The following is a 12,542-nucleotide window of genomic DNA, read 5'->3' as shown; positions in this document are numbered from 1 at the left end:
TCGCTTAAGAATGCGCCTCTTACAGATCCGGACGTGCGGGTCATCGCATCCGGCTCCTCCACAACTATCCCCCTTGGGGGTGGTAATCATCGTAAATTTTCACAAGGTCCACAAGACCTAGGGAGTCAAACCATTCATTCGGCATGGCCATATGCGCTTGCTTTGATAGCGAGTTATGCCATCGGCTCATGGCCAGCGGAATGATTCTTCCCCTCCAGCCATTGCGACGCATAGCCTTGTACATTTTCTTTGGTTTTCTCCAGCTCCTCATCTGCACCATGCGTAGGCGCCTTCTTATCCAGCTCATAGCATTGGTAAGAAGGGTCTTGATATTTGCGATTGCATAGTAGTTAGCCCAGCCTCTAAGCACTGGATTTAACCGTTCCTTAATGAGGTTTCCTATGTTCACCGTCTGGTTCCTACGGGTGATTTTCTTAACCTTGGCTTTGAAGGTTTTCACCTTCCTTTCCGGCACTCGAATCGTTCCCCACGGGGTAAATTCAAATCCCAGAAAGACGAAACTCTCTGTGTAGCTATCCACGATTTTAGTCTTCTCCGGATGTACCTGGAGTCTATAGGTACCTTCTAGGAATTTATTAATTCCTTGCAGTACGCGTTCCGCTCCCTTTTGAGATTTATGAAACACAATGAAGTCATCCGCATACCTTACCATCTTATGACCTCGTTGGGCCATCAACTCGTCAAATGCATGGAGATAGATATTAGCGAGCAAGGGGCTAAGCACTCCGCCCTGCGTCGTTCCCTTTTCCGTCTCGTGAAAATATCCGTATTCAAGCACTCCTGATTTTAATGTTTTCCTGATAAGATCGAGTACCTCCGGGGCCTCGATTTCTTTTTGGACTTCCTTCATCAAAAGCTCTTGATCTATGGTGTCAAAGTACGATTTCAGGTCTGCGTCTATGACATATCGGTAACCCGATCGTAGGACTTTCTTGATTTCATCCACTGCCATATGCGCACTCCTGTTCGGTCTAAATCCATAACTACACTCAAGAAATTTCCGCTCAAACCGCGGTTCAATCACCAGCCGGATGGCCTGTTGAACAATCCGGTCTTCTACGGTTGGTATGCCTAGGGGCCGTTTCTTCCCGTCCGGTTTATCGATGTACACTCGTTTGACAGGCTTTGGTCTGTAGCTTCCCTGCTTTAGCTTTGCCTGAAGGACTTCTAGATTGTTCTCCAGGTTCTCCTTATAGTCAGAGAGCGTAATACCATCCACCCCAGCGCTACCTCGATTCCGTTTGACTTTCTTAAACGACTCCTTGAGATTCTCCATCTCATAGATTTTCTCATACACGGCTTTACCACCTGTTTTCCTTTGTGTCCTCTTACTCTTACTCGCAGACTGCTTCTTCCTTGTTTCCCATGCTACGTACCGGAAGATATTTATCCGTGTATCGCTTTTCTTTAAGCGTCCTCTGGATTTTCCCCCATAGCAAACGGTGTACCCTTCTGTTCCACCCCGGGTCTTTAGGTCTTTCACCTCGCCGGCTTCTGCTCGCTCGTATCGGTCTCTAGGATTGCCTTGTCTGTCTTATTGTGGGTGCATAGGCCTTCGCGCGCATCCATGGGCCTTTTGGGTCCCATGTGCCCCCGCATTCTGTTGATGCAGGTCATCTATGTGCTGCCCTCCACTTGTCGCCAAGCTTCATTGCATAGACTTCTTCACTACTATACCGCACTCTGACTCCTCACCAGCCATCTAAATCCTCTCCTGCTTTCGCCTTTGATGATTTATACCCTTTCAGGAACCGATGAGGTCTCCATGGGTCACGTCAATATACTTTCCCACTGCCCCAGCCCTCTTAACATCATGTGGATCTGCTTATGGTATTGGAGTCTCCCACACTTTACAAGGTTCTCCTCCAGCATCATGCTACCATGGGTTTTAGTTGCAGCTCTGTGCAGTGGTTTGCCTTACGATCCTCCGCACCCCTTTTCGCAAAGACGCACTATCGCTCAGCTATCTGCTTCCGCCATATCGGTGCATTCGGGACTTTCACCCTTTAGTATATTGCGCTGCCACGCGCACAAAGCCAGTCTTCATGCGTTATGAAGACTGGCTTTTTACATAATTCCTTCAACTATCCCCTCTCAAGGCGGAAGAAGACCTGATCTAGGTCCATCTCCGAGTCCACAGAGGCATCGTCGTAAACCCAGTCAAGGTCCGTCTCCCGGTTTAGGATATGGGCCAGGTAGGGTCCGATCTGCTTGTAAAAAAGGGCCCTCAGGTGGTCCACCGCCACCTGGTTGGCCTCTTCTGCCAGCAGGGTCTGCTCGTAAGGCGTCCGGCTTCCCTGGAGCTGGAGCATGAGTCTGGTGCCTTGGATAAAGACCTTGATGGTCGCAGGGCCCCTCCCCAGATGACGCTTCACAGAACTGCCCACGGGACCCACCACTTGTTCGGTAATCTTTTTCTCTTCCTCGGGAAGCAGACCCGCCGTCCCCTCTTTTTTTCTCGAGAGGCGTTCGGCGATCTCCTTCATAGCCCCAACGAGCCGCTTGATATCGATGGGCTTCACCAGGTATTTGTCGATACCCACATCCACCATCTCTAAGATCGACGCCGCATCGGAAACGGCGGTGAGCACAATGATCGGCAGTTCGGGCCTCTCGATTCTCAGTCGTCTCGCCAAGTCCAGTCCATCCATCCGGGGCATCTTGAGATCGGTGATCACGAGGTCCACTTGTTCTGAGGCGACCATTTCGAGCGCCTCCAGACCATCTTGGGCCTCGATCACCCGCTTGACCCGCCGCGATAGAAAGCGCGAGACCTCTTCCCTCAGGGCCCTTTCATCTTCCACATACAGTACCTGCATCTTCTCCAGCACAATCATGACAAATCATCCCCCCCGATGTTGATGATCACGCGTGCCCCCCCTTTGTGGTTCTCCAGGTGCACGCTTCCTCCGAAGTGCTTCTCGATCACGGTCCGGGCCATGTAGAGCCCCAGTCCCGTCCCTTCTCTTTTCGTCGTCACGTGGGGCTCAAAAGCCTTTTCCAGGTAGGCGGGGTCAAAGCCCGGTCCATTGTCCTCCACCACCACGCGGTAACCCAAGTCCACTTTCTCGAGCGCCACCAGGATCCGCGGCTCCCTTTCCTTCTCCAGGGCATCGATGGCATTGTTGATCACATTGAAGATCACCTGGGCCAGCTGGTTGGCATGGCCCCGCACGTGGCCCTGCACCTGTAGGTTTTTGTCCAGCCGGATACCCTTGAGCCTCAAGCGATCCTCTAGGAAGCGAAGCGAGAAGTCCAGGGTACTCTCGATGGTAAAGGGCGCCTTGTCCCCCTTGGGGGCAAAGAAATAGCGGAAATCGTCGATGGTCTGGCTCATGTGACGGATGAGCCCGTGGGCCTTGTCAAAAGACCCACCGCCGATCTCTTGGGGCACCTCTTCCTCTAGGTTGTAAAGGAGCATATCCAGGCTGGCCAGCGGCTGGCGCCACTGGTGGGCGATGTTCCCGATCATCTCACCCAGTGCCGCCAGCCTGGACTGGTGGAGCATGAGGAGCTCCACCTGCTTGTGCTCTTCCATCTCGGCTTTAAAGAGGCGTTCCATCTCGATGTTGATGGCCTCGAGCTCCAGGGCAAAGGCCTCCTTCTCCTCTGCCCTCGGCAGATCCCCCTCGCTACCCACCTTCTTGGCCAGGGTGTTCACGATCCCGCGAAAACGGTCCTGGCTTCTCCTCAGTGCCGCCTCCTGGCGTTTGCGCACCGTCAGGTCCCGGGCGATCAGCACCAGCTTCTCCTCCCCCTTGACCTGGAAGGCCCGGAGGCTGATCTCCACGGTGAGCTCACGACCGTTGGCGCCCACCAGGACCGCTTCGAAGGGCTCCGAGAGATTCTCCGGCAGGGCCGCCGACTGGAGCAGCTCATCGAGATGCATGCCCGCGACGGAGCGACCGAAAAAGGTCGCCGCCCTGGCATTCGCCTCCTCTACCCTCTTCTCCTCTGAAGGCGATAGGATCAAGATCATGTCACTGGCACTGTTGAGCAGGGCCTCGTACTTCTTCACCTGCTCGGACAGGCGCTCGGTGTAAGAAAGCTCCTTCTTGAGCTGGTGGCGGTCCTTCTTGATCTTGTAGATGTAGACCATGGCCGCGAGGAAAATCAGTACCGTGAAAGCACTCAGGATCACATTGCGGATGATCGCCGCTTCGATGGCCGAGGTCATCTCTTTGTAGTCCATGGACACATTCACGATCCAGAACTGGCCGCTCAGCTTGGCCGGTACGTAGGCGCTGATCTTCTTCACACGGTTGAGTTCCTCATCGGTGTACCAGATGGAGTGATAGCTCCCCACACCGGGTTCACCCTGCTTTTGCCTCTCCACCAGCTCCTCGAGCTCGTGCCAGTCGTAGTCTGGAAACTCCGTGCGCCGGGCCTTCATGACCTCTGTGCCGAGGTCCTCGGACTTGGGATGCATGATCAGGATCCCATCCTGGTCCTTGACCGAAGCGTAACCCTTCTCTCCAGCCCGTACCGGGGCCACGAACTCCTCGTAGAGGGCGATCAGACTGTACTGGATCGCCAGCACGGCCTCCACCGTCTCCCCATCATTTTTATAGGGCAGGTAGTAGACAATGGCCAGGTGATCGCCATCCTTTCGGATTTCACCCAGCTGGTCGATCCCCGAGCGAACCACGCTCTGGAAGGAGCTTTCCGGTGCCCGGGCACCGGGGCTTCCGTAGCCCACGATCTGGTTGCCCCTTCGGTCGTACAAGATCAGGCCATCGATCTCCGCCGACTGCAGCAGATAGTACTCCTCCAGCGACCGGAACTCCGGCGCCGGATCCTCCTCGCTGTACACATGGGCCAGGTCCTCGCGAAAAGCACGGGTCCCGAAGACAATGGACAGGCTCTCCCGCTGGTACTCAAAATAATCCTCCAGCGATCCGGCCACGGTCTTTGCGATGGTAAAGAGCTGGGCCTGCTCCTTCTCCACCACGTGGTCGTTCACCGCCCGGTAGTTATAATAGGCTGCTCCCGCGATCAGGGCGATCCCCAGGAGCGCCGACAGGATCAGTTCCAGTGCATCGAAACGCCATTTTTTCCTCCACTGCATCCCACATCCCTTTCCTTTCCCACGCATTATACCATAAAGACAAAAACGCCGGGAAGGCATAGGAAAAATCCTATGCCTGGGGACCGGCGTTTGCTGCGTTCTGTTGTTTTCTTGCTTTTGAGAAGAGACCCTTCACCAGCGGGTAACCCACGGAAACCGCTGTCAGGAGAATCAGTACCCAGCTGATCGTCGATCCGAAAAAGATCGTCGGGCTGCCGTCTGAAATGGTGAGCGCCTGTCGGAAGGACTGTTCCATGGTGTTGCCCACGATGACCGCCAGGATCAGCGGCGCCGTCGGAATCTTGGCCTTGGACATGAAGTAACCCATGAGACCAAAGAGCACCAAGAGGTAGAAGTCGACCACGCTGCTTCCGATGGCGTAGGTCCCGACAAAGGCCAGGGCCAGTACCACCGGATAGAGCACCTTGGGTGGAATCGCCAGGACGCGAACCAGAAGTCCCGCCATGGGGATGTTCACGAAGGCCAGGATCATGTTCCCAACGAACATACTGGCGATGAGACCCCAAGCGATCGTGGGGTGCTGTTGGAAAAGGAGCGGTCCGGGCTGAAGCCCCAGCATGAGCAGGGCGCCCATCATAACCGCCGTGGTTCCGGATCCCGGGATCCCTAGGGTCAGCATGGGGATGAGCGCACCCACCGATGCGGCGTTGTTCGCCGACTCCGGTGCCGCGAGACCCTCGATGGCCCCTTCCCCGAACTCCTCGGGATGCTTGGACAGCTGCTTTTCATTGTTGTAGGCCATGAGCGATGCCATGGTACCACCGGCACCCGGCAGGGCACCGATGAAAAAGCCCAGCGGAGCACTCCGGAGGATCGGCCACTTGGACCGCTTCCAGTCGTCCTTTGAAATCCAAATTTTTCCGAATTTCGTCTGTACTTTTTTCGTTCCATCCTTGATGGACCCGAAACTCTTGAAGACCTCACCCAGGGCATAGATGGCGATGATCACCACGAGAAAGTCGATGCCCGTCTGCAGGTGGAGGTTACCGAAGGTAAAGCGCTGGATCCCCGACTGGGCATCGATCCCGATCGTCGCGATCATCAGACCGGCCAGCAGAGCGATAAAGCCCTTCGATAGGTTCCCCTTGGACATGGACGCCGTCGCCGAGAGCGCGAAGACCATGAGCATGAAGTACTCTGCCGGTCCGAACTTCAGCGCGAACTGTGCAACGGGCTGGGCCACGAACACGAACACGATGGTCGCGAGCAGTCCACCGATGAGCGAGGCGATGGCCGAAATGGCCAGGGCCGGTTCCGCCCGTCCCTGTTGGCTCATGGGGTAACCGTCGAAGGTCGCCGCTATGGCCGCCCCATCACCCGGTGTATTGATCAAGATCGAACTCCTCGATCCTCCGAACATGGCGCCGTAGTAAACGCCACTCATGGTGATCAGTGCAGCCTCCGGACCCATGGTAAAGGTCATGGGCAGGAGCACCGCCACACCTGTGGCCGGTCCGAGACCCGGTAGCATCCCCACGATGGTCCCCAGGATACCACCCAGGGTCACCCAGAACAAGTTCATGGGCTGGAGCGCTACCTCAAATCCGGACATGAGAAATGATAATGCTTCCATGATGAATACCTCCTATAATCCTGGTATCGGACCCGGGGGTAAGATGATCCCCAGGAACTTCGTGAAGACCACGAAGATCAGCACGCTGAAGGTCACCGCCACCGTTGCTGTCCGCTGCCATTTTTCTCTGCCCGAGAATAGCGTCAAAATCCCACCGAGGAACACAATGGTCGACAGGACGTACCCCAGTCGGTTGAATAATAGTGCATACATGATGGCCATCCCACAGGTCCATAGGATTTTCTGGTTCACGTACCAATCCGTCGCCGTTCCCTTTTTTATCCGCAGTTTAAAACCCGTTTGCTTATATGCCTGAATGGTCTGGCTGATCCCGAACAGGATCATCAGCCCCCCGAGCATCAGCGGTAGGATCTTGGGTGCCATGGGGTTCCCGAGGGAAGCTGCCCGCATGGTCATGGCCTGCACCGAGTAAAGTACGCCGAGCAAAATGGCGCCAAGACCCGCAATCAAATTAAAATTCATGGAGTACCTCCTTAAAAATAAGAGGATCGGGGCGCTCACGTGCGCCCCACCTCTGGTCTTCTCTTTACTGTCCCAACATCCCGATGTCTTCCAAGATGGTCTTCATGTTCTCCGTTTCCTCCGCGAGGAAAGCTTCGAACTCATCTGCAGGCATGTAAGCGTCATCCCAGTTGTTGGTGTCGCGTGCAGCTGCCCACTCTTCTGTCTGGACCATCTGATCGATGGCATCTGTCCAGAAGGCTTTTGCGTAGTCAGGCATGTTCGGTGCACCGAAGAGTCCACGCCAGTTCACGAAAGTTGCGTCGATACCGGACTCCGTAGCACTCGGGATCTCGGCCACAACGCCGTCGCCCACGCGCTTATCAGAAGTTTGAGCCAGTGCTTTTAAGTCGCCACTCTCGAGCAGACCCTGTACTTCGCCGAGGCCCGTGGAGAAAAGGTCGATGTGTCCGCCGAGGATCTGGCTTGTGCCCGACTCCTGGAAGGCGATGTAGTCAATTTCTTTCAGGTTCTCTACGCCGGCCGCCTTGGCCATCATGAGAAACTGGATGTGGTCCATACTACCGGCCGAGGAATTCCCACCGATTTTCACGCTCTTGGGATCTGCCTTGAGGGCGTCCATGACCTGGCCGATGCTATCGTACTCAGAATCAGCGCCTACCACGAATACACCGTAATCGGCGATCAGACGTGCGAGAGGTGTTGTATCCTCATAGCTGTAAGGTGTGGAACCATTGAGGTTGATCAGAAGCAGGGGTGGTGAGTAAACTGAAATGAGTGCATCCGAACCTTCCTTCTCCTGCATGTAGGACAGGTTCACGCCACCACCGCCGCCGGACCGATTGGTTACAGGCATAGGCACCGGAGAAATCTCGGTGTCCGACAGCACCTTGGCCACGGTACGGATCGTCAGATCCCATCCACCACCGGCGCCGCCGGGTGCGATGAACTCCATGGATTTTGACGGATAGTCGTCTCCCGCTGTTTCGGCTGTTTCCCCCGTGGAACAACCTGTGAGTGCCAGTCCTGCAAAAAGCGTGAGTCCGAGCAGTGCTGCTAACCATTTTCTCTTCATAGCTTTTCCTCCCTAATCATAGTTGTGAAAGTATATGCATCAAGCGATCGATGTGGCCCGTCAACTCCGGTAGCGGGTGCCGCCGGCTCCGGGCACATTCGAAGGCTGGACGTTCGCAGATAAAACATGATCTTTCTTCAAACCCCAGGTCACCTCTATGCAAGAGGTGGGGTGCGTAGACATCAAAATCGTAGAGCCTGGTGATCTCGGACTTGCCCTCCAGGCGGAGGGCTTCTTCCTTCACCGATCGGCCCGCGCCATCGATGATGTAAAAGGCTTCGGAGCCTGTCTCCAGGTGGTGGGTGCGGTGAAAGAGCACCCGCCCGTCGAACTGTCGCATCAGCATCTCTTCTCCCGCTTCAAAGAGCGGGCGGTATTTCGGATCGCCCTTATCCGGCCCCGGTATGTTGAGCTTGAAGACCAGGATGGGCCGGTCGAACTGCGAAAAAAGATCCTGCACGCGTTTGTGCCTTCGCTCCTTCGCCTGAAGCTGTGCGAAGAGGGCTTCACTCGGCAAGGTGCTTCACCTGCCCGACGGTGTCGATCACCCTACCGTCGCGGTAGAGGACCCGGGCCACCGTACGGTCTTCCCTTTCCAGTGGACGGGGGACGCCGGTGATACGCTCGGCCTTTTGTCTCAAATCGGCCATGGCCACCAGGCCGATCCCGGCCTCCTCAAAGGCTGCGATGAGATCCGTCCGCAGGGGATTGACCGCCACACCGAACTCACAGACGAAAACGTCCACGGTCTCTCCCGGTGTGATCGTGGTGTGGACCGATTTGCTCACGGTAGGAATTCTCCCCCTGTAGAGCGGTGCCACCACCAGGGTCATCTGGGCCGCTGCCGAGGTGTCGGAGTGCCCCCCCGAAGCGCCGCGGATCACGCCATCGGCGCCCGTGAGGACGTTGACATTGAAATCCTCGTCGATCTCCAGGGCACTGAGCACCACCACGTCCAGGGCATTGACATAGGCCCCGAGGTTGTGGGGGTTGGCGTACTGCGAGGCGGTGATCTCATGATGCCTGGCGTTTCGTGCGATGGACGCACAAGCCGCCAGGTCGAAACTCTGCACATCCACCAAGTGGTCTACCAGGTCTTCCTCCAGGAGCTTCACCATGGGTTCGGTGATCCCCCCCAGGATAAAGGAGAGACGGATCTCTCGGTCCAGTAGTGCCTGGCGGAGGTAGCGCGTCACCGCCAGCGACGAGCCACCGGACCCCGTCTGGAAGCTCATGCCCTCTTTGAAATAGGGTGAGGCCACGATGACCTCACAGGCCTTCTCGGCAATCTTGAGTTCCTTGGGGTTCTTGGTAAAGCGCGTGGCGCCCGTGGCGATCCGTGAGGCATCGCCCACCGAGGGCACCACTACCACGTGATCCACCAGCGTCCGGTCGATACTGGCCGGCAGGTTGACGCCAGCCACCAGATCGTCCGTCACCAAGATCACGTGATCGGCATAGAGGGCATCGACCATGGCGTAGCCCAGGGACCCGCAGAGGCTGTTCTTTCCCTTGTTGCCACCGTTGCCCCAGGCGTCTGCCGAGGGCACCGCCAGGATGGCGATGTCAATCTTCAAATCGCCGGACTCGATAGCCTGGGCCCGTCCCCCGTGGGAGCGAAAGTCCACGACCGTTTTCATCTTACCGCCGGAGACGAACTCCCCGAGCTTGCCGCGCAGACCGCTGGTGGACAGCCTGCCGATGGTCCCATCTTCAAAGAAGGGAAGCAGCGTGTCGTGCACACCGGAGAGGGAGCTCGGTGCCAGGTGCAGGTTCTTCACACCCATCCCGTGGATGCACTCGAGGGCGTCGGCCACGAGCACATCGCCATTTCGAAAATGATGGTGAAAGGAAAGGGTCATGCCGTCGGCCACGCCGCAAGTTCTCAGCGCCTCCTCCAGGCTCCCCCTGACCTTCGACGTGTGGGGGAGCGTCCGTTTGATGGGTTTGCCCTGCCGTCTTCCCTCGGGGACCAGGGCAAAGGGTCTCAGTTCATCCAGCATCAGCTCACGCTCCTTTCGCCCGCCAGGGCCAGCACGCGCTCGGCCCGTTCGATCATGGGTTTGTCCACCATCTTGCCGCGCACGGTGATCACACCGCTGCCGCGCATCGCCGCTTCCTTCGTCGCATGGAGGATTTCTTTGGCCTCCGCCACCGCATCCTCCTCTGGTCGGTAGATGCGGTGGACCGGATCCACCTGCGAGGGATGGATCACGGATTTACCGTCGAAGCCCAGCTGTTTGATCAGCCGCACCTCTTCTTCAAACCCCGCCATGTTATCGAGATCCGAGTAGACCGTGTCGATGGCCATGATCCCGGCCGCTCTTGCGGCCATGAGGATCTGACTTCTGGCCACCAACAGCTCAATGCCCCCCGGACTTCTCGTGGTATGCATGGACGTCACGAAATCCTCGGCGCCGATGGCGATACCGATCAGCCGGTCCGTGGCCGTGGCGATGGACAGGGCGTTCAGCACACCCAAGGGGCTTTCGATCGCCGCCATCATCTTGGTGCTGCCCACGGCTCTTCCGCAGGCCCGTTCGACGGCTTCGATCGCCGCCTCCACCTCGTGGAGGTCCTCGGCCTTTTCCGTCTTCGGCAGACGAACCACATCCACGCCTCCGCGGACGACGGCCTCGATGTCCTTCTCCGCATGGCCCGAGTCAAAACTGTTGATGCGGACCACCGTCTCGATGCCCATGAAATCCACGGACTGCAGGGCGTGGTAGGTGAGGAGCCTGGCCGCATCCTTTTCCTTGGGTGCGATGGCATCCTCCAGATCGATCATGATGCTATCCGATCCGTAGATGGGAGCCTCCTGGATCTTGGAGGGGTGTGAGCCTGGAACGTAGAGCATCGTACGCCTTTGCTTCATGCCTTCACCCCCTTGAAAAAGGAACCTTCATCTTCCGTGGCCCTGTGGACGGCCGCCATGACCCGGGCCCGGATCGTGCAATCGAGGGCCCCGCGGTCCACGGCCTTGACCCTAGCCGAGCTGATGCCCGAGGCCTCTAGGCTCTCCAGGATCACCGCCCGGATCTGATCGCCGAAGGGGACCTCCACGATGCTCGTGAGATGAACCTGTAGTCCTTCTTCCTCAGTGGGCATCACGGTGATCTGGATATCACTGGATTCCATCGTACCCGCCAGCGCGGACTTCATAATCTTCACTGCTCTTCCTCCTTCACTAGTGTCGACCGGAGAAACCCTTTAGCTTCTCGCGGACCTGAGCTCCGTCGGGACCTTTTAAAAATTGTAAAGTATTCTCCGGCACCCAGTCGGTCAGGTCCCGCCAGTTTCCTTCGGACAGTGCCCGGCGTACCCGCGAGGCGCTGATCGCCTCCCGACCATCGGTGAGCCGGTCGAAGGCCACCACCTCGATGCCCTGAGCCGGGAGTATCTCCGTCATGCGCTCGTTGTAGCGCCGGGTCACCGGACAGTAGGGTTCTCTTCCCACGAAGCGTTTGTCGATGCCGAGGACCGGTGCGATCCGACGGGCGAAGAGCCCGAGGTCGAGATCGGCGAAGGCATCTTCCTTCTTGGACCCCAAGAAATAGCCGGGGAAGGTATCCCGGGAAACCAGGTAGGTCTCCGTCCTGTGGAGCGTGACGTTCTTTAGATCGGCCACCCCGGCCCGGACCAGTTCGAACCGGACGTCGGCCGGGAAGATGGACACATCCTCCGTCACCACGAAAAGATGGAGGTGGTCGCAGTGGGCCAGCGCCCGTTCCACCAGGTAGCGGTGTCCCCGGGTAAAGGGATTGGCGTTCATCACGATGGCCCCGCTGACGCCCCCGTCCACCCTGTGTTTCCCGATGCGCTTCAGGTAGCCGTCGAAGCGCCCGGGGGTATTCTCTAGAAAGACCACCTCGGCCGTCTGAAAGACCAGCTCGAAACCCATCCGTTCGAAAGACAGGGCCGCCTCCGGTTTTGTCCAGAGGGCCAGGTCCACGTGCCCCCGCTCCATCTGCCTTTCGATCAGGTGGGTCATCAACAGGTGCAGGGCTTCGGAGCCCCCGTAATCCGGATCCGTTGCGATCATCCTGAGCGACCTGCCGAGCAGGGACCCTGTCGCCAGGATCCGTCCGCCCTCGAACACACCGTAGCTCTCCTCCACACCGCGCTCTAGCTTGAGTCCTAGGCTTCTCAGAAGCGAACCCATGAGGGAACGATCCTTTTCACTTGTCACATCTAGACGGATCACCTGCACGGCATACACCTCCTTTTCGGATACAAAAAAAGATCAACAAACGGTCGCACGGCTAGTAGCCGCACAGGCGTTTGTTGATCTTGATCGGACG

The 12,542-nt window shown here is 57.3% G+C and carries 11 protein-coding genes; all 11 read right to left on the bottom strand.

Features of this window, described 5'->3' with window-relative positions; translation table 11 throughout:
- Nucleotides 1–64: 64 nt before the first annotated feature.
- The 11 genes from ltrA to citC all read right to left on the bottom strand — a co-directional run bounded on the left by ltrA (nucleotide 65) and on the right by citC (nucleotide 12,451).
- Nucleotides 65–1,318 carry a group II intron reverse transcriptase/maturase gene (gene ltrA / locus ACULM0_RS10980; RefSeq protein WP_463676975.1) on the bottom strand — a complete coding sequence of 418 codons (1,254 nt, stop codon included), beginning with the start codon at nucleotides 1,316–1,318 and terminating at the stop codon, nucleotides 65–67.
- Nucleotides 1,319–2,105: 787 nt separating this feature from the next.
- On the bottom strand, nucleotides 2,106–2,858 hold the full coding sequence (locus ACULM0_RS10975; RefSeq protein WP_463677574.1) for a Na-translocating system protein MpsC family protein: 753 nt from the start codon (nucleotides 2,856–2,858) through the stop codon (nucleotides 2,106–2,108).
- On the bottom strand, nucleotides 2,855–5,089 hold the full coding sequence (locus tag ACULM0_RS10970; protein ID WP_463677573.1) for an ATP-binding protein: 2,235 nt from the start codon (nucleotides 5,087–5,089) through the stop codon (nucleotides 2,855–2,857). Before ACULM0_RS10970 ends, ACULM0_RS10975 begins: the two co-directional genes overlap by 4 nt.
- A 70-nt stretch (nucleotides 5,090–5,159) precedes the next feature.
- Nucleotides 5,160–6,683, bottom strand: coding sequence for a tripartite tricarboxylate transporter permease (locus ACULM0_RS10965; RefSeq protein WP_463677572.1), 1,524 nt, complete (start codon nucleotides 6,681–6,683; stop codon nucleotides 5,160–5,162).
- Nucleotides 6,684–6,695: 12 nt separating this feature from the next.
- On the bottom strand, nucleotides 6,696–7,166 hold the full coding sequence (locus ACULM0_RS10960) for a tripartite tricarboxylate transporter TctB family protein (protein ID WP_463677571.1): 471 nt from the start codon (nucleotides 7,164–7,166) through the stop codon (nucleotides 6,696–6,698).
- A 64-nt stretch (nucleotides 7,167–7,230) separates the two neighbouring features.
- Nucleotides 7,231–8,241: a Bug family tripartite tricarboxylate transporter substrate binding protein gene (locus tag ACULM0_RS10955; RefSeq protein WP_463677570.1), complete on the bottom strand. Its 1,011-nt coding sequence runs from the start codon at nucleotides 8,239–8,241 to the stop codon at nucleotides 7,231–7,233.
- A 16-nt stretch (nucleotides 8,242–8,257) separates the two neighbouring features.
- On the bottom strand, nucleotides 8,258–8,758 hold the full coding sequence (citX, locus tag ACULM0_RS10950; protein WP_463677569.1) for a citrate lyase holo-[acyl-carrier protein] synthase: 501 nt from the start codon (nucleotides 8,756–8,758) through the stop codon (nucleotides 8,258–8,260).
- Entirely contained in the window at nucleotides 8,748–10,244 is a 1,497-nt protein-coding gene (citF, locus tag ACULM0_RS10945; protein ID WP_463677568.1) for a citrate lyase subunit alpha, read from the bottom strand. Before citF ends, citX begins: the two co-directional genes overlap by 11 nt.
- Nucleotides 10,244–11,116 (bottom strand): aldolase/citrate lyase family protein, encoded by an 873-nt coding sequence (locus ACULM0_RS10940; RefSeq protein WP_463677567.1) that lies wholly within the window; start codon nucleotides 11,114–11,116, stop codon nucleotides 10,244–10,246. Before ACULM0_RS10940 ends, citF begins: the two co-directional genes overlap by 1 nt.
- On the bottom strand, nucleotides 11,113–11,403 hold the full coding sequence (gene citD / locus ACULM0_RS10935; RefSeq protein ID WP_463679881.1) for a citrate lyase acyl carrier protein: 291 nt from the start codon (nucleotides 11,401–11,403) through the stop codon (nucleotides 11,113–11,115). Before citD ends, ACULM0_RS10940 begins: the two co-directional genes overlap by 4 nt.
- 25 nt (nucleotides 11,404–11,428) lie before the next feature.
- Nucleotides 11,429–12,451, bottom strand: a complete 1,023-nt coding sequence (gene citC / locus ACULM0_RS10930) for a [citrate (pro-3S)-lyase] ligase (protein ID WP_463677566.1) — start codon at nucleotides 12,449–12,451, stop codon at nucleotides 11,429–11,431.
- Nucleotides 12,452–12,542 lie beyond the last annotated feature (91 nt).

It is taken from the genome of Halotolerantifilum yawarlongkerapense, from assembly GCF_054506745.1.
The sequence above is the reverse complement of the archived record's forward strand: the minus strand, read 5'-3'. Positions and strand labels throughout refer to the sequence as shown.